The organism is Caballeronia sp. M23-90 (assembly GCF_053574605.1).
This window is the reverse complement of the sequence record NZ_JBSIPA010000014.1, coordinates 16,902-38,406: the sequence shown is the minus strand read 5'-3', so window position 1 is coordinate 38,406 and position 21,505 is coordinate 16,902. Positions and strand designations below refer to the sequence as shown.

At 56.6% G+C, this 21,505-nt stretch carries 16 protein-coding genes and 1 pseudogene; 4 read left to right on the top strand and 13 right to left on the bottom strand.

From position 1 onward, the window contains the following. The first annotated feature begins 23 nt into the window (after positions 1-23). Positions 24-2,513 (top strand): glycosyltransferase, encoded by a 2,490-nt coding sequence (locus ACRXB1_RS03060; protein WP_449491045.1) that lies wholly within the window; start codon positions 24-26, stop codon positions 2,511-2,513. Between the two features lie 181 nt (positions 2,514-2,694). Here ACRXB1_RS03060 and ACRXB1_RS03055 read toward each other — a convergent pair whose 3' ends face one another. The 13 genes and pseudogenes from ACRXB1_RS03055 to ACRXB1_RS02995 all read right to left on the bottom strand — a co-directional run bounded on the left by ACRXB1_RS03055 (position 2,695) and on the right by ACRXB1_RS02995 (position 17,887). After that, a complete protein-coding gene (locus ACRXB1_RS03055; RefSeq protein ID WP_449491044.1) occupies positions 2,695-4,179 on the bottom strand; it encodes a class I SAM-dependent methyltransferase in 1,485 nt (494 codons plus the stop codon). 337 nt (positions 4,180-4,516) lie between these two features. Next, positions 4,517-5,245: pseudogene (gene istB, locus ACRXB1_RS03050) on the bottom strand (IS21-like element helper ATPase IstB). 89 nt (positions 5,246-5,334) lie between these two features. Then, complete coding sequence (locus ACRXB1_RS03045) at positions 5,335-7,200, bottom strand: hypothetical protein (protein WP_449491043.1); 1,866 nt, start codon at positions 7,198-7,200, stop codon at positions 5,335-5,337. A gap of 366 nt (positions 7,201-7,566) precedes the next feature. Then, positions 7,567-8,559 carry a glycosyltransferase family 2 protein gene (locus ACRXB1_RS03040; protein ID WP_449491042.1) on the bottom strand — a complete coding sequence of 331 codons (993 nt, stop codon included), beginning with the start codon at positions 8,557-8,559 and terminating at the stop codon, positions 7,567-7,569. After that, positions 8,556-9,017 carry a GtrA family protein gene (locus ACRXB1_RS03035; protein ID WP_449491041.1) on the bottom strand — a complete coding sequence of 154 codons (462 nt, stop codon included), beginning with the start codon at positions 9,015-9,017 and terminating at the stop codon, positions 8,556-8,558. The genes ACRXB1_RS03040 and ACRXB1_RS03035 overlap by 4 nt, the downstream gene beginning before the upstream one ends. Continuing rightward, positions 8,992-9,921 (bottom strand): transketolase family protein, encoded by a 930-nt coding sequence (locus ACRXB1_RS03030; protein WP_449491040.1) that lies wholly within the window; start codon positions 9,919-9,921, stop codon positions 8,992-8,994. The genes ACRXB1_RS03035 and ACRXB1_RS03030 overlap by 26 nt, the downstream gene beginning before the upstream one ends. Then, positions 9,918-10,724: a transketolase gene (locus ACRXB1_RS03025; RefSeq protein WP_449491039.1), complete on the bottom strand. Its 807-nt coding sequence runs from the start codon at positions 10,722-10,724 to the stop codon at positions 9,918-9,920. Before ACRXB1_RS03025 ends, ACRXB1_RS03030 begins: the two co-directional genes overlap by 4 nt. Beyond that, the gene (locus ACRXB1_RS03020; RefSeq protein ID WP_449491038.1) at positions 10,721-11,770 is read right to left on the bottom strand and encodes an NAD-dependent epimerase/dehydratase family protein; all 1,050 of its coding nucleotides are present in this window, start codon (positions 11,768-11,770) and stop codon (positions 10,721-10,723) included. The genes ACRXB1_RS03025 and ACRXB1_RS03020 overlap by 4 nt, the downstream gene beginning before the upstream one ends. Before the next feature lie 10 nt (positions 11,771-11,780). Beyond that, the gene (rfbH, locus tag ACRXB1_RS03015; protein ID WP_449491037.1) at positions 11,781-13,097 is read right to left on the bottom strand and encodes a lipopolysaccharide biosynthesis protein RfbH; all 1,317 of its coding nucleotides are present in this window, start codon (positions 13,095-13,097) and stop codon (positions 11,781-11,783) included. A gap of 11 nt (positions 13,098-13,108) precedes the next feature. After that, positions 13,109-14,179, bottom strand: coding sequence for a CDP-glucose 4,6-dehydratase (rfbG, locus tag ACRXB1_RS03010; protein WP_449491036.1), 1,071 nt, complete (start codon positions 14,177-14,179; stop codon positions 13,109-13,111). Continuing rightward, entirely contained in the window at positions 14,179-14,949 is a 771-nt protein-coding gene (gene rfbF / locus ACRXB1_RS03005; protein WP_075358240.1) for a glucose-1-phosphate cytidylyltransferase, read from the bottom strand. Before rfbF ends, rfbG begins: the two co-directional genes overlap by 1 nt. A 247-nt stretch (positions 14,950-15,196) precedes the next feature. Further along, the gene (locus ACRXB1_RS03000) at positions 15,197-16,324 is read right to left on the bottom strand and encodes a glycosyltransferase family 4 protein (RefSeq protein WP_449491035.1); all 1,128 of its coding nucleotides are present in this window, start codon (positions 16,322-16,324) and stop codon (positions 15,197-15,199) included. 111 nt (positions 16,325-16,435) lie between these two features. Next, on the bottom strand, positions 16,436-17,887 hold the full coding sequence (locus ACRXB1_RS02995) for a mannose-1-phosphate guanylyltransferase/mannose-6-phosphate isomerase (protein WP_449491034.1): 1,452 nt from the start codon (positions 17,885-17,887) through the stop codon (positions 16,436-16,438). Between the two features lie 509 nt (positions 17,888-18,396). Here ACRXB1_RS02995 and ACRXB1_RS02990 point away from each other — a divergent pair. The 3 genes from ACRXB1_RS02990 to ACRXB1_RS02980 are packed head-to-tail and all read left to right on the top strand — an operon-like array spanning position 18,397 to position 21,499. After that, on the top strand, positions 18,397-19,581 hold the full coding sequence (locus ACRXB1_RS02990; RefSeq protein ID WP_449491033.1) for a glycosyltransferase family 4 protein: 1,185 nt from the start codon (positions 18,397-18,399) through the stop codon (positions 19,579-19,581). Further along, positions 19,527-20,522, top strand: coding sequence for a UDP-glucose 4-epimerase family protein (locus tag ACRXB1_RS02985; RefSeq protein WP_449491032.1), 996 nt, complete (start codon positions 19,527-19,529; stop codon positions 20,520-20,522). The genes ACRXB1_RS02990 and ACRXB1_RS02985 overlap by 55 nt, the downstream gene beginning before the upstream one ends. A gap of 8 nt (positions 20,523-20,530) precedes the next feature. Further along, positions 20,531-21,499 (top strand): MraY family glycosyltransferase, encoded by a 969-nt coding sequence (locus tag ACRXB1_RS02980; RefSeq protein ID WP_449491046.1) that lies wholly within the window; start codon positions 20,531-20,533, stop codon positions 21,497-21,499. Positions 21,500-21,505: the final 6 nt, after the last annotated feature.

Below are 21,505 nucleotides of genomic sequence, written 5' to 3'. Positions count from 1 at the left end.
CGGTCACGTCAATAGGATATGGAGTGACGCCCGTTGAAGCAGTTACCCTATATGACCTAATTCCGTATATCCGAGCTGACACTTATTTGGCTGATGATCGGGTGGACGACTGGTACCGGCGAAAGGTACTGCAACTTAGGCAAGCAGATCTGTCGCTGGCGATATCGGAGTCCTCAAGACGCGAAGGCATTGACGAACTCGGTCTGCAAGAGGACTCGGTTGTCAATATTTCGTGCGCCGCTGATAGTAAATTTCACGTCATCGCGAATATAGCGCTGAAGGAGGCGAAGATTCGGGCCAGGTATAAGCTCGACAAGCCATTCGTGATGTACACAGGAGGCATTGATTTTCGCAAGAATATCGAAGGACTAATAGTCGCTTATGCGGGCTTGCCGCGTGTATTGCGAGACGGTCATCAATTAGCGATCGTGTGCCGCGCCAGTGATCACGACCAAGCGCGGCTGCGTGCCATATCTAATAGTGTTGGACTGAAGACCAGCGATGTCGTTTTCACCGGGTTTGTTTCCGATGATGATCTCGCAATTCTGTACAACATTTGCAAGTTATTCATCTTTCCGTCATTACATGAAGGATTCGGTCTACCCGCGCTGGAGGCGATGTCCTGCGGAGCGGCAGTCATTGGCTCAAATTGCACGAGCATTCCAGAGGTGATTGGCCGGACCGATGCACTGTTTGATCCTACGTCTGAGAAAAGCATCGCGACGAAACTCGTCGAGGTACTACAAAACGACGCTTTTCTGAAAAGTTTGAGATCCACTGGTTTAGAGCGCGCTAAAGAATTTTCATGGGAAAGGAGCGCAGGTCTCTCGTGGGATGCCTTGGAGGCACAATTCGCACGAAAGTCTGAGTCGGCTAGGAGAACAAGGGTCGTTGCCGCCCAGCCGCGGGCTTCGCGGCCTCGCCTCGCTTTCGTTTCGCCGCTACCTCCGGATAAAAGTGGTATCGCGGGATACAGTGCAGAGCTTTTGCCCTTGCTTTCTACCCACTATGAGATAGACATAATCCACGACGGACAGGTGACTGACCCGTGGATTCGACGAAATCTCGCCGTAGTCACGTGCGATCAGTTCGAGGCGAACCCAACGCGATACGACAGAGTGTTATACCACTTTGGGAACTCGGCGTTCCACGTCGAAATGCCTCGATTGCTGTTGAAGATTCCTGGCACCGTGGTTTTGCACGACTTCTATCTCAGTGGTCTTTTTTGGACTCTTCAGGCGACCGGTCGCGAACCTCGTGCACTGGACGTCCAGATCGAACACTCGCATGGAATCGTCGGCCTGCTTGAACACCTGTGTGTTAACTCGGCAGAGCGATCAGTTACAAAGTATCCCTGTAATCTATCCATTCTGGAGAATGCCAATGGAATTATCAGCCATTCAAAATACAGTAGGGACCTTGCGCGATCATGGTACGGCCCCAACGTAGCGAGCCGCTGGAAGGTCTTGCCGCTGCTAAGAAATCGAGACTGTTTTATGGCGAGGGATGAGGCTAGAGCTCTGCTCAATCTTCCTACAGATGCTTTCATCGTGTGTTCGTTCGGGATGGTTGCTCCGGCATTCAAATTAAACGACGTAATAGTTGAGGCGTGGGCGCAAAGCCAGCTTGGCTTACAAGACAATTGCAGATTGGTTTTCGTCGGAGAACGTACTGATCAGGCGTTTTTTGACGAACGCATTGCGACGCTCGTTTCTGAGGGACGAATTGCGCATTGTTCGACAACCGGGTATGTCTCCGACGCCGAGTACGACATGTGGCTGAGTGCTTGCGACGTGTGTGTTCAGCTGCGCGCGCAATCCCGCGGCGAAACGTCGGCCGCAGTTTTTGATGGCATGGCCGCCGGCAAACAGGTCATCATCAACGCCCATGCGACGTTGAACGAAGTTCCGGACAAAAACGTGATTAAAGTTTCGGAACAAGTAAGCGCACGTGAGCTGTCAAGTGTACTCGAAACGTCATATCGCGAACCCGATGCAAGAGAGCTTATGGGCAGACACGCCGCTGCGTACATTCGGCAACATCACGGTCCAGGTAACGTTCTTGCTGGATATGTTGCGGCAATCGAGGCGTTTGCGTTAGCCTCAGCAAGCAAAAAAACGGCGGAAGTGCTTGCCGATTTGCAAACGTTAGAGGGCGCGAAAATCCGGCCCGCTGACTGGGCGGAAATTAGGCGGCACTTGGACGCGGATCTGCTGCCGGATGCCATGGCAAAGCGAACTTACATCGATGTCACGAGTAGGCTCAACGAATTTTCTTTACCTGAATTGAGCGATGGATTTAGGAAAATTTTGCGATTATTTTTAGGTGTCGTTTCTCCCAATAACCGGGTTTTCTTCGTACGAGAATTACCAGAAGGTGGATATCGCGTTATCCACCATTTTGCTTACCGTCTCTCGGGCTCGGTCGAGGGCGAATTTATCCCCGAGCAGAATGTAACGATTTTCCCTGGAGAATATCCAATTCTGCTTGAGAATTATGGAATTAGAGTTTAGAGACCAAGTTTCGTATTAAAAAGCCGAAAATGAGTGCCTTAAACCGAGGGCTCATTTTCGGTGTCCGGAAATTCGGTCGCTTAAGGCGTACTTTCGGTAACTGACCGATGGCCCGGGGGATAAATGGGAAGCGCTGTCGACAATATTTAGTGCGTCATTTGGGTGGCCTGATTGCTTCGCATCACTCGATCTGTGTCACGTCGTCAAGCTCTTCCACCAGCTTGATGTATCGCCTTACCTTGAAACCTGAGCGACCGATGCTGATACATCGGAATTGTGCTCCGAATGTGAGTTCAGAAACCTTTACCTCAAAGGTGACGTTAGTTTCGTTCGGTAGCACTTCACGTTGGTCGATAATACGTGGTTCTTTACCTCCGACCATAATGTCGCAACGCGCGAACGTAGCGGTTGCGGTCGGGTCGGATTCAAATTCGAAAGTGACTAGGTGGCGTCCAGCGCGCAACGGCATGTATGGGCCGTAGAATACCAAACCGTCGTGCATAGGCGGCACTACGATCCATTCGCCGTCAGAGCGGTGCTCCGTATTGAATACCGGCAGCACAACGAGCCGTTGAATCCGTTCCGGCCACGCGACTGTGAATATGCTAGCAAGTAGTTTTCGAAGACCTTCACGATCTGGCTCGCGCTCAGTACGCCGACTTTCCATCCACCAAATAAACGAATGTTCCGGCTTGTCTGCTGCCGAAAAAATGCGTTCGGTTACGGACCATTCAGGGTCGCCTGCGTTGGGATCGATCGACATGACGCGACACGTCTTCGGGTCTTGGCACAGCCAGATACCTGCTTCCTTTGTTATCTCAAACCCTGCGAGATCCAAAAGCTGGCGCATCTCAGGCGCTGTTAATTCGATCGTATGCTCCGGTTGGCTCCAGCCGAGTAATTTAGTAATCGTGCGATTGGGAGTATCCACACACAATGTTCCTCCAGTATTAAGAACGCGGGCAGATTCAACTAAGAAGTCGGCGATGTCATCCGGCCATAAATGCTCGATGTTCTGGCCAGAGATCAGAAGATCGCAGCTCTTATCTGAAACAGCTTCCATATTGCCAGCCGTATTTGCGATCCAAGTGACGTTGTTGGGAAGCGAGTCAGGTTTCGGCGAATAGTATTCAATTCCAAGATGTTGAGGCACATAACCATAGGTCTGCGCGATCCAATCAAAGTACCAACGCCCGGAACAACCGGCACTTAGCAAGCGCTCGGCATTCGGTGGCATGTCGCGCATCAGAGAGCTGCGCGCTTGATGGAGAATAAGGTTGAAATCGTAGGTCGGTTCCGGGAACGTTGTCGCTGTGATCGCACCGGCGCAAGTTGACGTCTCGGCATCCAAAATAATTTTTGGTTTGGCGCCTGACGCCTCTGATTTGTCTGTTACTGCGTTAGCGTCGACTTGCTCCAATAGAACTTCCAACTTTTCACCCAGCGCCTGCATGTGATTTGCCAGACTATTTGAATTGATGGAATGAGAGAGCGCCTCCAACTTGACGTCGATAGCCGATAACTGTTCCGCTGCGCGATTTTCTTTGACACTAGTTAAGATGCTCGTTAGCTTTCCTTCGAATGTCGCGACCAGTTCCGCCACGCCATTTGTTCCTATCGCAGACCGGATAAAATTTTTAATCGGTTTGAGTAATTTTCGCATCATTTGAGCACGTCCTTGATTATGTTGGGGCCGCCTAAATACAACTTTGTGAGGTCGGTTTTTGAAGCGTCGAATACGTTCACGGTAAATGGTCCGACCTGATATTTGTCGGCAGGTTGACCCAGTGTGAGCACAATCTGATTTTGCCTAATTTTAGGTTCATACCCAGAATCCTCGGCAATCACGAACCGTTTTCCAGACTTAGAAACGGGCCCTCGGAACCATCGTTCGCTAGATATAAAAAGAAGTGGATGCAAATTTCCCCCGGATGGTCACTTCAAACTCTTCCACTTATGGTCGCGCAAACTCCTCCACCTAAAAGCAGGACAAAGACGGTTTTTTAGCTCGCTTTGGTTTCGCGCGCAAGGGTTTCCGTAGCTTCTTTCAAGCGGTAGCTTCGGCCGTCTAATTCGAGTGAATGGCAGTGATGCATGAGGCGGTCCAGAATCGTGCTGCTCATGGTGTTGTCGCCGAGGTAGGCGCCCCAGTCTTGAACGACGCGGTTTGACGTGACCATGACGCTACGGCGCAGTTTGTATCGTTGATGAACAAGGGTTTGCAGCAAAGCTCCAGCGACGTCTGGAATCGACCGGGATAAAAATAGGTCGTCCAACACCAGCAAATCGCATTCGAGAATGCTGCGCAAACGCTTCTCTTGTTGTGGTGGTTCACTAAGCTCAAAGCGTGTGAAGAAGTCGTCGGTCTCAAGATACTGGACCTTATAGCCTTGCAGGACCGCCTGATTGGCGACCGCCTTCGCGACGTGCGACTTGCCAGTGCTCGGTTTGCCGATAAGAAGCGCGTTCTCGCCAGCCGTTGACGAACTTCAACGTCCTCAACTCCAGACAGGCCTGGCGTGGAAGCTTTGGATTGAAGGACCAATCGAATTCGGCGAACGTAAGCTTCTCTTCCAAGCCCGACTGTTTGTGCCGGCGCTCGACGAGCCGTGATTGGCGGCGATCGAATTCTTCTTGAAGAATCATTGAGAAGGTTCCAGAAAGGGCTGGTTTGCCGCTTGCGCTTGCAGGAGGCGTGTTTCTAGTGTGTCGCGAACACCAGACAAATGCAGTTGTTTGAGCGAGCGTGCGTATTCCGGCGAACGTGATCACGCATTCCGGTTGAACTATCTACTGTCGTGCTCGCCAGACCGCATCGCATTCAAGATGCCTTCTCCAAATTCCGTAACATCATCGTCTTGACACCGATCCCTAACATCCTTGCGTCCGCAGAGTCGCCAATTTGCGCAGGAGAGACAGCGCCGGGTGCTTCAAAAACAATGTGGAGCGACCCCTTCTGAACAAGCTGTTGAGGGATAGTCGCCGACCGCTCGCCCGCTGGCGTCTTAAGGTCGAACGACCATGTCGCGACCTTGGTCCCATTGACCAAAACATCTATGCGTTGTGACGGGTGCTTCGGATTCACATAAGCCATGCCGTCGACAACTATCTGATACGGTCCTTGCGCGGCTGCCGGAATGCGGAGATCCATCTGACCGCCGACATCCGCCAGCGACCATGTACCCCAGGATTCTGCGCCACCCCATCCATTAGACGCGTACTGCCAACCGTTTCCGCCGGGGGCGAGGCTAAGCACCTCGTTGGGCAGATACCGTTTTAAACAAGTTGGTTTGACAATCGTGAAGCTCTCGTTGCCAGCGAGCCGGTCGTCACAAATCTTGTCTATGTACGGCGTGCGCATAACCAGTACGTATTGCGCACCTTCCTTGATGCTGACGCCACGTTGCCAGGAAATTGCCGTGGCATCGAAACTATGCTGAAAAGCGGTCAGGGAGATCATGACGTTTCCCATCATCGGTAGCGAGCTATCATCGGCGACTGTATTTCCCGGCACGAAGTCGGACAGCTCATAGCTGGCAGCGTGATTCGCGTACGCCATTGCATTGACTATGGGCGCGACAGGTGTGTTAAATCCCTTAAGCACGAAGAACGATGCGAAGCCGGCAACGAGCGGTGCAACCAATCCCGGCACGAGTTTGATCTTGCTTGCCGGCAAAAACGCGGCAATCAGGCGCACAGCGTTCATCACGCCAAGCGTGCAGACAATGAACATATGCTTCTTCACGGCATACGCCGAGCCGTCGTTATGCAGTTTCAACAGCATGAACTGAAGCACGACCAGGAGTGTCGCTGCCACCACCGCGCAACCCAACACCGCATCGACGTATTCCGCACGGCCAGTAAGCCGGCGAAGCAAGTTGATAACGCCAATCGCCGCGCACAAGATCGCTACCAGCATCACGTAGCTATAGCCGAAAACCAGATACCCGTCATTCGCCGAGATCTCGCGCATGATCTTGAATTCCGGATGCAGCAGGATGATCGCGGCTGATACTACGACGAACAACACCAACAATATGGCTTTCATGATCCGATGGGCAGCTTTGCTGCGCCACATTTCCACGAAGTGAAATGCCATCAGAGCGCATCCGGCTGCCAGTACGTGTATGGCAATAAGCGGCTGGATCCACATTGTCAGCACGCCAGTGAGTAGAAACGCCAGCGCCTGTCTCCAGATCCCGCGATTGTTCGCGACCCATATGAGAACGCCAAAATACGCGACATCTGCGACGAGCTGCGGATAAAAGAAATTAGTGACAACCTCCCATCCGATCTGGGAGCGAGTGAATCTCAGCGCGAGGAAGGCAAGAGCAAAAAGGAGGATATTGGCGGGGGCACTGGCCCCGATCAGAAGCGCGATTATCTGGTAGCAGAAGTACACGGAAGCAATGGTGACGATTGTAATGCCGACCAATCCTGACCCGCCCACCCAGCCGATAACAGCTGCCATCCAATGCGCCGCCGGCGGATAAAGAGCCATGGCGCCCATCCGCTGAGGTGCCTCCGGCCGGACTCCGGCGTGCTTCATGATCTCGTCGACCAACAAGTAGTGCTGTACCAGATCAAAGCTGCCCGTCTGGATATAGCGGCCAAACCAGAAAACCAAAAAAGCGAGAATGGCGAGCCCAAACACCACTTGCGTCGATTGAAGATTTTTTTTATTCATAGCCGTAATGAGATATGTGTTGGTGCAACCAGCTACGTAGGAATTCGATGCTTTCCAGTCTAAGTGATACGTCGGAGAGCAGAGAAGCAGAATTCAACGTTTCTGACGGGACAATCTGGGCGGAACTCGATTAAACCCGGCTATTCTGGGCCTTGCCGAGAGAGACCGATCGGGATGAGAAATTTCCGGCGTCGACGCTAGCCTTGCGGGCTGTGGACGTCACAGCGGCGAGGTTTACCCGAGCTATTCGGTTTCCCTGGCGTGAGCCGATAGGGGCCGTGATATGCGAGACGCAAGGCCCACGGCGCAGGGAAGACATTTTCCCCAGCCGGGTGCCAATTTGAGCATGCCACCTCTGCGTTTCTATCACGCCGTAGGCGAGACCGAACCTGTATCAGTCGTAGCGGGATGCACAACAGCCACAGGCCCACTCCCAACAATCCTCTCCCGCTCGACTACCAACGGTCGCTTCTGCGCATAAGTCAGGATTGCACCCACGTACTCACCAAGCAGCCCAATGAAAAACAACTGAACCGATGAAAAGAAGAAAAGTCCGATCAACAGCGGCGCGCTACCAATGACGAAGCTGTTCCAGAACATCAGCTTCAAAATCAAATAGACCAGTGACACACAAAGGCTAATTCCCGACAGGAAAAAACCGGCGATTGTGGCTAACCGCAACGGTACCTTCGAATGCGACGTAATACCCAGCATCGCAATGTCATAAAGCGTATAGAAATTATTCTTCGATATTCCACGCTTGCGCTTTGGCTGCACGTAAGGGATTTGGATTGCATCGAATCCAATTTCGCAGATCAAGCCGCGGAAATAGGGATACGGGTCGTCGATCTGCCGAATGATTTCGATCACTTTACGATCATACAATCCGAAACCCGTGAAGTTCTGGATCAACTTGACGTTGGCAATGCGGGTAACCATTCGATAGTACGCGCGACGAAGGGCAAAGAACAATGCAGATTCCTTCGCCTCAGGTTTAACGCCGACCACAATCAGTGCACCTTCCAGCCAGTTGTGAACAAAGTCGCGCATCAATTCGGGTGGATCCTGAAGGTCGGCCACCAGCAGGATCACGGCGTCACCCTTGGCCTGCAACAATCCATGCACCGGCGATTTTATATGCCCGAAGTTGCGGGCGTTCACGATCACACTGACGTTCGGATCGGTCGCGGCGATACCACGAAGAATGCTGACGGTTTTGTCATACGAAGCGTTGTCAATGAAAAGATGGTCGTACGTGACTTCCGGGATGGTCCCGAAAATCTTCTTTGTCTCGATATAAACCGCTTCGACGTTTTCTTCTTCATTGAAACAGGGGGTAACGACCGTTATATGCTTCATGGCAGATTGAAAACAAACCGACGATTAAGGATGAAAGCGAGGCCGGCAAGGGGAAGCAGCATCATGCCGTTCGCCACGTATACATTTAGGCCAAAGCTCAATAACAGCTTCACACCGCCAAGGTTAATTAGGTAGATCAGGCAATACACGCCAACGAACCGCCAGAACCGCGAACGCGGAGCACCGTCGAAAACGAGGCGGCCGACGCTCTGAAAATTGAATAGCACGCCACCGATGGTCGCCAGCGCAATGGCAAGCGGATATCCCATTCCAAACCACGTAAAAACGGCGAACAGCGCATAGCCGAATACGGTGTTGATGCCGCCGACCACCAAGAAGCGCAACAACTGATACCAAGTGTTGACGCGCGCCTCGGGAGCCGCGGCAAGCGCGATCGGATCGTCCGCGATGGGCTGGCCATTGACCGCCTCTTCAGTCCTGGAGTTGGGCACTGGCATTCAATGCCTCCCTGATCTGGCGGTCCACGGCCGCGGACGACAAGCCATGACTTTCCATCAGGAAAGAATAATTGCCGCAGAGCGAGCTGAACTTATCCTGGATCCCCACGCGCACGAAGGTGCCGAGGTACTGACCCATCAGCGTCTCGGCAACCACGCCACCTAGTCCGCCGTAGATCGAATGCTCCTCGAACGTAACGATCGCTTCGCGGCCTTTCGCCAGTTCACGCAACGACTTTTCAGGGAACGGCTTAAGGCAGGGCGCTGAAACAACGTCTGCATTGCCCAAAGCATCGGCGGCTTTTTGAGCCATCTTCAAGCCCGAACCCGTACCGATGAAAAGATACGGCGCACCGGTGTTCGTCACGGGAATCAGATCGCCGTTGCTCCAGCCTGCAATAGGACCCCGATGCACATCGCCCAGATCGGCCTTGCCCATACGCATGTACGCCGGTCCCGGGTTCCGCACGATGTGCTCGGCACACGCCGTCAGTTCGAAGCGGTCGCCAGGAGAGTAGATGGAGATTTGCGGCACGCCACGCAGGGCCGCGATGTCTTCGGTACTTTGGTGGCTCGTGCCCAGTTGCGCATACACCACGCCGGCGCCGTCACCAATCAATGTGACCGGCAGGTTCTCATAGCACACGTCAATCTTGATCTGCTCAAGCACGCGAATAGGAACGAAAGCGGCGAGTCCGTACACGACTGGCTTGAAGCCGGCCTTCGCCAGCCCGGCTGCGACGCCCACCATGTTCTGCTCGGCAATGCCGCAATTGATGTACTGATCCGGACAGGACTTCCGGAACGCATCGAAGAGGGCGTAACCATGATCGCCCGTCAGCAATAGCACCTTTGGGTCATTCTTCGCGGCGGCAACCAGCGCGTTTGAAAATGCGTCTCTCATGCGCGCTCTCCCAGTTCCGTAATAGCGGCTTCGTAGGTCTGCGGATTGAGCCGCGTGTAATGCCAGATGTTGTCGTGTTCCATGAACGACACGCCCTTTCCCTTGACCGTTTTCGCGATCAACGCCTTCGGCTTGCCGTTCTTGCTGGCCTTCAAATCGCTATATGCACGGTCGACGGCAGCTTCGTCGTGACCGTCGATAGTGACCGCTTCAAAGTCAAACGCCCTGAACTTGGCTTCGATGTCGCCGAGGCTGATCACCTCATCGGTCGTGCCCATCGCCTGGAAGCCGTTCACGTCGACGATGACCACCAGATTGTCGAGCTTGAACTGCGCGGCGAACAATGCGGCTTCCCAGATCGTGCCCTCGTTCAGTTCACCGTCGCCTACGAGGGCGTAGCACATCTGCTGCGTCTTGTTCATCTTGGCGCCGAGCGCAAGACCAACACCAACCGAGAGGCCGTGACCAAGCGAACCGGCGGTGACTTCCACGCCGGGGACGTGAGCGTCGGCCAAACCCTTGAGGCGCGTGCCATTGCCGAAGTAGTTGCTCATTTCGTCGTCGCTCAGCCAGCCGATCTCGTGCAAGCAGGCATATTGCGCCATCACGCCGTGCCCTTTGCTCAACACCATGTAGTCGCGCTGCGTCGCATGCGGGTTGGTGGCGTCGAAGTGGAGATGGTTGCGATAGAGCACCGCAAGCAACTCCACGATCGAAAATGCACAGCCGATGTGGACTGTCGACCCGGCGAACGCCATGTCGAGGATGGTCTTGCGAACGCGGACTGCGTCGAATTTTTTCATGCCGTGACCGCTGAGCGGTTCCAGTTGATCGTCTTGGACAAAGCCAGTTCCAAAGAAGTGAATTCGTCGACATCAAGCGCGTGACGCGCCTTCGACGTATCCGGTACGTAACGCGGGGCAGGGCCACTACCGGCTTGCACTGCCGGTGCCGCGGGCAATGTCGAGCCGCATTGGCGTTCCACCATCCGTGCGAGATCGATGATCGAAATTTCGCGTTCGGAGCCTACGTTATACGCGGCGCCGCTTTCACCGCGAACCAGCATGCGCAGAAGCCAGATGCATGCGTCTGCTATGTACAGATAGCTGCGCAAGGGCCGCCCGTCGCCGTTGATGCCAATCTGTTTTCCGGCCAGCGCGTCGCGGATGAAATTACCCGCGGCGAACGGACCATCTAGCGCAATAGCCGGGCCGAGCAACGCATAGATTCGCGCGATGCCCACATGCATGCTGCTGTGCTGCTGCGCATAGGCAGATCCCAGCCATTCGGCGGCACGCTTGCTCTCGCCGTAAGCACTTGCCATTTTCAACGGGTCGGGTGCACCCGAGTAGGTCTCAGGCATCCGTGCAAGTGTTGCTGGCTGCACGCCGTACACCGCACCACTCGATGTCAGCAGGAACCGCGATGCGCCATTGGCTTGTGCGAAATCCAGCACGCGACGCGTGCCGGTCACACCGGTATCGAAAACACGCAGCGCATCGCCTGCGCGGGCAAGATCAGCAACGTCGGTTGCAGCATGAATGCAGGCATCGACAGGCTGACGACCCGCTTCGAAACTTGCGACATCGCCCTGAATAAGCTTCATGCCGGGCGCCGCGAACAAATGCGGTGCGTAATCAATGGCTTTCTGCGGATCCCGGCTCAGCGCAACGGTTTCAATCTTGCTGCCGACCACTTGATTAGCGTGCTGTACGACTTCGAGAAGCCACGAGCCGATAAACCCGGTACCGCCCGAGATAAAGAGCCGCGCCCGGTCGAGAGCGGACCAGACATCGGCAGTATGCTCGACGACGAAGTCCAGGTCATCCTGGGGCAACGGCTTGCGCATAAATCCCGCTTTAGAAGTTCACGCCGAGGAACGTCTCGATTTTCTCGATGGTGAAGTCGAGCATCTCTCGCGACAATCCTGGATACACCCCTACCCAGAACGTTTGATTCATGATGATCTCGGTGTTTGTCAGCTCGCCGCTCACCCGATAGTTGCGCCCAATCATATACGGCTGGCGTGTGAGATTGCCCGCGAACAGCAGGCGCGTGCCGATCTTGTTCTGATCAAGATATGCGAGCAGGTCCACACGACGGAAATCGGCCTCAGGCTTGAGCGTAATCGGGAACCCGAACCAGGACGGGTCCGAATTCGGCGTGGCGTGCGGCAGGATCAAAAATTCCGCGCAGCTTTGAAGCTTGTCATGCAGGTAAGCGAAGTTGTCGCGACGCGCCTGAACGAAACCATCCACGCGATCCATCTGCGCGAGTCCGCAGGCCGCTTGCATGTCGGTGATCTTCAGGTTATAGCCGAGATGCGAATAAGTGTACTTGTGGTCGTAGCCTTCGGGCAGATTGCCGAGCTTCCAGCAAAAACGCTTGCCGCACGTGTTGTCCTTGCCCGGTGCGCAGTAGCAATCGCGGCCCCAGTCGCGGAACGATTCTGCGATTAGCTTCAACTCCGGGTTGTTCGTGAAGACCGCGCCGCCTTCACCCATCGTGATGTGGTGAGCAGGATAGAAACTGATCGTGCCGATATCGCCAAACGTGCCAACGAGCTTGCCGTCGTAGGTCGCGCCCAATGCGTCGCAGCAATCTTCGATCAGCCACAGGTTGTACTTCTTGCAGAGCGCGACGATCGTCTTGAGGTTGTACGGATTGCCGAGCGTATGCGCGAGCATGATCGCTTTCGTCTTCGGCGAGATGGCCGCTTCGATCTGGGTCGCGTCAATGTTGTACGTGCCAAGTTCTACATCGACAAAGACAGGTACTGCGCCAAATTGCAGGATCGGGTTGACGGTGGTCGGGAAGCCTGCCGCGACGCCAATCACTTCGTCGCCCGGACGGATGGCGCGATCGCCGAGTCGCGGCGAGGTCAGCGTGGAGAACGCGACCAGGTTTGCCGACGAACCCGAGTTCACCGTAATCAGATAGCGAACACCGATATACGCGGCAAGCTTCTTCTCAAATTCGTCGTTAAAGCGACCAGTCGTGAGCCATGCGTCGAGAGACGCGTGGACCATCGCTTCCATTTCAGGCGCTCCGACGACCTTGCCCGCCGGCGGCACCAGGCTCTTGCCGGGTTCGAACGCCACAGGCTGAGAAGCGATCTCGCCATATTGCCGGACGAGCTGGATGATTTGTTCGCGAATCTGATCTTTAGTTGTCATGGTGGGGTTCTTCAAATTTGGGTGTATTCGTCGATCTGGGCGAGCGTCACGGTCTTCAAGTCTTCGTCTCGAGCTGCTGACCTGTACCAGGCCACGATTGTGTCGAGCGTATGGTTCAGATCCCAGCGCGGCCGCCAACCCAGTCGCGCGTGCGCTTTCGAGCAGTCAAGCTTCAAAAACGTTGCCTCGTGCGGATGGCTGCCTCCGTCCAGACGCCACTGAGCTCCGTCGCCCCATTGGGACGTCAGCCGTTCCACGATCGCCTGAACCGGTTTAGCGTCAGAATCATTTGGCCCGAAGTTCCATGCTTCGGCAAAACCCGGTCCGTCGGTATAGAGCTTCTCAGCGAGCATCAGATAGCCACTGAGCGGTTCAAGCACGTGCTGCCATGGGCGAATGGCGTGGGGATTGCGAATGTTGACAGTCTCGCCTTGCGAAATCGCACGCATGATGTCAGGAATGAGCCGGTCAGCAGCCCAGTCCCCGCCGCCGATCACATTGCCCGCGCGACCGCTTCCCACTGCGACGCCATGCTTTGCGTACGTCGAGGGATTGAAAAACGAGTTGCGATACGCGGAGGTCACGAGTTCAGCGCAACCTTTGCTGCTGCTGTACGGGTCGTAGCCGCCCATTGCCTCGTTTTCTCGATATCCCCATTCCCATTCACGATTTTCATAGCACTTGTCCGTGGTCACGATAACGACGGACCGAACGCCCGGGACCTGACGGACGGCGTCGAGCACGTGTACCGTTCCCATCACGTTCGTCTCGTAGGTCTCCACCGGAGTCACGTAAGACTCGCGCACCAGAGGCTGAGCTGCCATGTGGATAATGATGTCGGGGCGCGCCTCTTTCATGGCACTGGCCAGCAAGGCGCGATCTCGGATATCGCCGATAATTGATTGAATCCCGTCGCTCACACCCCCGAGCATAAACAAATTCGGCGTTGTGTCCGGTGCGAGAGCAAAGCCGGTTACATGGGCACCGAGAGCCTGCAGCCACAGAGTAAGCCAACTGCCCTTGAAGCCGGTATGGCCCGTAAGGAAAACTTTTTTCCCGCGCCAGAACGCTTGATCGACCATCACCACACCTTCCACGGTGCACGGCCTGACTGCCAAAGCTCTTCCAGGTGGGTTTTGTCGCGCAGGGTGTCCATGGGCTGCCAGAATCCTTCGTGCTCAAAAGCCGAAAGCTGACCATCATCTGCGAGCTTTTCCAGCGGCTCACGTTCCCAGATGCAGTCGTCGTCCGGAATCAAGTCGATAACCTTCGGCGAAAGCACGAAAAAACCGCCATTGATCATGCCACCGTCGCCTTTCGGCTTTTCCTTGAACGAAAGCACTTTATTGTCGTTCAGGTCGAGCGCGCCGAACCGGCCGGGCGGGAAGGTCGCGGAGAGCGTGGCGAGCGTGCCTTGCTGCTTGTGGAATTCCACCAGCGCACTGATATCGATGCTGCTGACACCATCGCCATATGTGAAACAAAATGCTTCTTCATCCTTGACGAAATCCTTAACACGGCGCAGCCTCCCGCCGGTCATTGTCGATTCGCCTGTATCGACAAGTGTGACCTTCCAGGGCTCTGCATAACGCTGATGCACTTGCATCTCGTTCGTGCTCATGTCGAATGTCACGTCAGAGGTGTGGAGGAAGTAATTGGCGAAATACTCCTTGATCACATAACCCTTGTAGCCGCAGCAAATCACAAAATCATTCACGCCATAGGCTGAATAGATCTTCATGATGTGCCAGAGAATCGGCTTCCCGCCAATCTCTATCATTGGCTTCGGGCGATTGACGGTATCTTCGGAAATCCTGGTTCCAAGTCCACCTGCAAGAATTACAGCTTTCATTGAAATCCTGTTGAGTGCGGTGTTGAATCGGCCGGGAACGTTGGTCATCTGTCGCGGGCAGTTGGAAGTCGTTGCGTACAACGCTTGCCCTTGATCTGTAGCGATGAAACGCGCGTCTATGCGTTATCCACCGCATAGACGGACTCGGTCAGCTTGTCGCAAGGAATTTGCGCATTATAGTGCAGGGTTTCGATGATGACGACAGTTCGGGCGGATTCCGGATCATCCATTGCGCGCGTGCGATCTCTCAGCGAGTGAGGCTGCGGCGATTCGGGTTGGCTAGCCGTACGTATAGGTCCACATAGGCATTCACCATCTTCTCGGCCGTGAAGTTCACTTGGAAACGCTTGCGCGCCGCAGCCCCCAGCTCTGCCGCCAACGCGTCATCCCCCCAAACCCTCCCCATCGCCCCCCTCAACGCCACCGGATCGCTAGGCGGCACCACCAGCCCCGTTACCCCATCCACATTCACATACGAAGTCCCGGTCCCGATCTCGGTCGATATCATCGCTTTTCCGAACATTGCCGCTTCGAGCAGCGAGATCCCGAACGCCTCGGACCGCAAATGCGACGGAAACGTCAGCGCATGACAGAGCGTGAGCAGGGCGATCTTGTCGTCATCACCCACTGGCCCGACGAAATCCACATTATTCAGCTTCAACCGCTCCGCCTGCGCCCGTAGTTCCTGCTCCACCGGCCCCGACCCGACGATCACCGCCCGGAACTCGGTGCCCTGCAGCGCATCGAGCAGGACATGCAGGCCTTTGTAGTACCGCAGATTCCCGACAAACAAGAAAAACTTCGGCCCCGCACGCTCGCGCCAATACTGCAGTTTCTCGGCCGTGGGCTTCGCATACGAAGTCTCATCCAGCCCGATGGGAATCACCTCGACCTTGTCCCGATACCGCTGCAACACGTCGCTCGTCGCCAGATAGTTCGGCGACGTCGCCACGATCGTGTCCACGCTTGCCAAAAACCTGTCCCGCAAAGGCTTGTAGAACCGCAGCAGCACTTTTTGCCGCACGATATCCGAGTGATACGTCACGATCGAGGGCTTGTGCACGCGCGACGCAAAATGCACGACATCGGCGAACGGCCACGGGAAGTGATAATGAATCAGGTCGGCGTGTTCGGCCAGTTCACGAAAGCGCCGGAACGCCGCAAGCGAGAACGCCGACGATGCAATCTCCACATCGAGTTTGGCGCGATGGTGCAGGTGGTCGCCAAAGTCGACCGTGCTCGTATCCTTCGATACGGTCAGCACCTCGCTCGTCACGCCGCGTTTGGCCGCGCCCGAACATATCTGGCCAATGAGTTCCTCGACGCCGCCCATCGAATCGGGCTTGTACGTCTTGTAGAAGTGTAAAACGCGCATAAATCCCGCTGAGGGGCCGGCGCAAGACATCTTGCCGGCAATGAAGCAATGCAAGGCGCCGCCGCGGATTCGACATCCTCGGCGGCGTTTGCCAAATGACGCTAAAAGCAATCAGGCAGGCACGCGCCCATAAACATCCTCGAAGCGGACGATATCTTCCTCTCCCAGATACTCGCCACACTGCACTTCGATCAGCACGAGATCCATCACGCCAGGATTGATCAGCCGGTGCTTGTGTCCCGCCGGAATATAAGTGGACTCATTCGGCTGCAGCGAAATGACCTGCTCGCCATTGACGATGTCCGCGCAACCACTCACCACGATCCAGTGCTCGCTGCGATGATGATGCATCTGCAGCGAAAGCTGGGCGTTCGGCTTCACCACGATGCGCTTCATCTTGAAGCGATCGCCTTCTTCCAGCACGGTGTACGTGCCCCATGGGCGATGCACCGTCCGGTGCAGCTTGTACGCATCGTGATTGACTTTCTTGCGCTTGGCGACGATCTGCTTCACGTCTTGCGCCCGGTCACGCGTGGCGATCAGCAGGGCGTCGGCAGTGTCGACCACGATCAGGTCCTGCACGCCCACCGCACCGATCATCCGGCCGTTTTCGCTGCGAATAAAGCAGTTATCGACCTCATACAGCTCGGCTCCGCCGTGAATGCGATTGCCGCGTGTATCGGGCGCGGTCAGCTCACTGATGGCAAGCCACGAGCCGGTATCGCTCCAGCCCATTTCGCAAGGTACGACATTTACGTTGTCCGAGCGCTCCATGACCGCATAGTCGATGGAAATATCTTCCGCACGACCAAACTGAGTTCCATCGAGTTCGACCGTATAACCGTCCTTCGACGTGCTGCGCTTGGCTTCACTCACCGCGGCAATGGAAGGCTCGAGGACAGTCGGCGCGTGTCTGCCAAGTTCAGCCAGCATGGTCTCGGCGGTAAAGCAGAACATGCCCGCGTTCCAAAGGTGCCGGCCGTCACCCACCAGTTCTTCGGCCACGCTCAACGGAGGCTTTTCGACGAACCGCACCACTTTATGCACGGCCTGCACACCCGGCAGCGGCGCGCTTTCGAATTCGATGTAGCCATAGCCTGTTTCCGGCTTCGTCGGAAGGATGCCGAACGTGACGATGCGGCCTTCCTGCGCGGCCCGCGCAGCGTGCTGCACAGCGGCGCCGAACGCGGCTTCGTCTTCCACCAGTTGGTCGGCGGGCATCACGAGCATGATTGCGTCCGCGCCGTGCTGCTCACGCACGACTTCCGCCGCCACGCCGATTGCCGCCGCGGTGTTGCGCGCGGATGGCTCAAGGATGAAACCGAGCTTGCTCACGCCCGATTCAGCTTCGACGCATTCGTCCTTGGTCAGGAAATAGGTTTCCCGATTGGTGACGATGACCACTTCACCAGCGTTAGCCACGTGCGATGCGCGCAAGAATGTCTTCTGCAGGAGACTTTGCCCATCGGCCAGTTTCAACAGCGGTTTGGGAAAGGCTTCGCGGGACACTGGCCACAGGCGAGTACCTGCGCCCCCACAAATAATCACGGGAATGATGTTCATTAACGTTCAGGAATAACTGAATTGGGGCACGGAAGCCGCGATTTTAGCGGATTTCAGAACACCGATGCCCCTTTCAATGACATCTCGTTACCGTTGTTGCAGCAAGGGAACCGCCTCTAGCTCGCCGCGTCGCGACGGTTTTGTTACTGTGTGGACAGTTTTCTTGACACGTGATCACCGAGGCGCGGAGCGTTGCGCAGGCGCACGCGACCCGCTCCGGTGGGTCCGTAAAGACGGGGGAAACAGGGGCCGCTGTGTTAAATTCCGATGTTTCGCCCGGGCCGGGCGAAACGCTGTGAAGCGCAGCGGGAAGGAATTCGGGGAAACACGGAACATGTCCAGTCGGTGAGCAAACGAGGATGGTTTCATTCATTCCATTCTTGGCCCGATTGCGATCGCGAGCCACGTGTCTTGCGGACAAGGTCGATGGCGGCGATCCCGCCCTCGTGACCCCGGTTCGCAGCTCATAAGCCCACCAAGCTGCCCCAAAGATAACTAGACATTCACGCATGAAACTGCTTTTCGATCTCAACTCACTACGCCCACCCCGGAGCGGAGTCGGCTATTACACCCAGCATCTGCTGGAAGGACTGACCGACACTCCGGATGTGCAAGGGCTGGCAGGCTGGGTGGGCACGCAGTTGTTCGAAGGCGAACGGCTGCAGGAACTGATCAACCAGCGGGTTCCGTTGAGCAAGGGCGTGCAGTTCAGCGAGGGTATCAGGGCGAAAGTGATGCAAAAGGCGCGTAGTCTGCCGGGCCTGTATCGAAGCAGAACCATCTTGCGGGCAGTCCTGTCGCGTGAATTGCGCGACGACTACGCACGTCGCGGCTATGTCTACCATGAGACGAACTTCGTGGCGTCGCGCTACAAAGGCCCGACCGTGCTGACTATCCACGACCTTTCACATCGGCGGCATCCAGAGTTTCATCCGCGCGTGGCGGTGGAATATCTCGACCGCGAGATCCCGAAGTCGTTGCGCCAGGCGCAGGTCGTGATTGCGGACAGTCATTACACGAAGAACGATATCGTCGAGATCTACGGCGTTCCCGAGTCGAAGGTGGTCACCATTCATCTGGGCGTGGAACCGGCGTTCCAGCCGTATCCTGAAGAAATGTGTGCCGATGCCCTCGCGCAACTTGGGCTGAAACATCGCGGGTTCGTGCTGTCGGTGTGTACGTTGCAGCCGCGCAAGAATCTGCTGCGGCTTGCCGAAGCGTTCGCGCGTTTGCCGGCCGATATGCGCAGCGCGTTTCCGCTCGTGCTGATCGGCGCCGATGGATGGCATAACGCCGCGTTGATGCGCGTGATCGAACCGCTCGCACGCGACAACCAGGTCGTGATGCCGGGCTACGTGCCGCGCGAGAATCTGCTGAAATTGTATGCATCGGCGGCTTTGTTCGCTTATCCGTCGTTGTTCGAGGGCTTTGGCTTGCCCGTTGCCGAAGCCATGGCGAGCGGCGTGCCAGTACTGACATCGAATAACACATCGTTGCCGGAAGTATCGGCGGGGGCCGCGTGGGAAGTGGACCCGTATTCCATCGATGACATCGCCGCCGGCATGGAGCGCCTGCTCGGCGATCCGGCGCGGCGCGGCGAACTGGTCGCCAGGGGCTTGCGTCGTGCGGCCGAGCTGACATGGGACGCTACCGTCGCGCAGACTTGCGCGGTGTATCGCGGATTGTCGGCATGAGGATCATCGTGAGCGGGGCCAACGGTTTCGTGGGGCGTGCAACGTGTGCAAGTCTCTGCGATGCAGGCTATGCCGTGACCGCGCTCGTGCGGCGCCCGGGCGGTTGCGACCCGCGCGTCGACGAACGGCTGATTGCCGACGATAACTTCGCGAGCCTCGCACCGTTGCCTGCAGCCGATGCATTCGTGCATCTCGCTGCCCGCGTTCACGTGATGAACGACAGCGCCGGCGATCCGATGAAGGCGTACCACGCGGTGAATGTGGAAGGCTCGCAGCACGTGGCGCTCGCGGCGCTGGACGCCGGCGTAAAGCGATTTGTATTCGTGAGCAGCATCAAGGCGCTGGGCGAGGACGAACCCGGCCGGCCCTGGCGCGAAGACGACACCCCCGCGCCGGTCGACCCATACGGCATCACCAAGCTCGAGGCTGAACGCGTACTCGCCGCTTTCGGCCGCGAGCATGGCATGGAGGTGGTCAGCCTGCGCCCGCCGCTGGTCTACGGCCCGGGCGTGCGGGCGAACTTCGAACAATTGATGAAAGCTGTCGAGCGCGGTGTTCCGCTGCCGCTGGGCGCGGTCCACGCTCACCGAAGCATGGTCTACGCAGGCAATCTCGCCGATGCCATTCGCTTTGTCGCAACGCGTTCCGAGCCGACGGCGGGCGTGTACCACGTCACGGACGGTGATGACCTGACGGTCCCGCAGATGATCCGCTCGCTCGCGCACGCGTTTGGCAAACCCGTACGTCTGTTGCCGGTGCCCCCTTCATGGCTGCACGCGTTGGGCCGAATTGCCGGGCGTTCCGCGCAGATCGATCGCCTGACAAGTCCGCTGCGCATGGACAGCACGCGGCTTAGGACCGGCCTCGGATGGACGCCGCCTGTTTCGGTAGCGCAGGGTATCGAAAGGACTGTGCGCGCTTTTCAGGAGGCGCACCGGTGAGCGCGCCCATGCTCTTGTGCATTGCCGCAGCCATTGCGGGCGTGGTCAGCGCCGGCATCCTGCTGTTGTTATTGCGCACGGGCTGGGCGTGGGATATTGCTGTCGATATCCCGAATCACCGCTCCCTGCACGTGCGGCCCATTCCGCGGGTGGGCGGCTGGGGCGTCGTACCGGGTTCGATCCTCGCCATTGCGCTTGGTGCGCCGTCGTTTGGCTGGATCGCATTGGGGGCGCTGGTGCTGGCCATCGTGTCTCAGATCGACGACCGGCGCGGCCTGCCGGCCCGGATACGCTTCGCGGCGCACTTGCTGGTGGTTGCGGCGGCCATCGCATGGAGCGCCGTCGATATCGCTTGGTGGCTGGCGCTCCTCGCCGTCATTGCGCTGGTGTGGGTGGTGAATCTCTACAATTTCATGGACGGTTCTGACGGGCTTGCGGGGGGGATGGCGGTATCGGGCTTCGGCTTTTACGCCGTTGCAGCGCTTTCGACGCAGCCTTCGCTTGCAACGGCCGCGGCGGCAATCGCAGGCGCCGGTATTGGATTCTTGATTTTTAATCATCATCCGGCCAAGATATTTCTAGGCGACGCCGGTTCCATACCGCTTGGATTTCTCGCCGGCGCGCTTGGTTTCTGGGGCTGGCAGCACGGCGTGTGGCCGATCTGGTACCCGGCGCTGGCGTTCGCGCCTTTTGTTGCCGATGCAACGGTGACGCTCTGTCGTCGTCTCGTCCGGGGCGAAAAAGTGTGGCTGGCGCATCGCGAGCATTACTATCAGAGGTTGGTACAGATTACCGGAAGCCATACCCGGGTTGCCGTGGCGTATTACTTGCTCATGTTGGGCAGCGGCGGGGTGGCGCTTCTAGCACTTCACGTGCCGCCCGTAGCGCAATGGGTGCTGTTTGCGGGCTGGTATGGTGTTCTGGCGCTGGTTGGCTGGCAGATCGACCGCAGTTGGCGGCAATTCACCCTCACTTAAGATAAT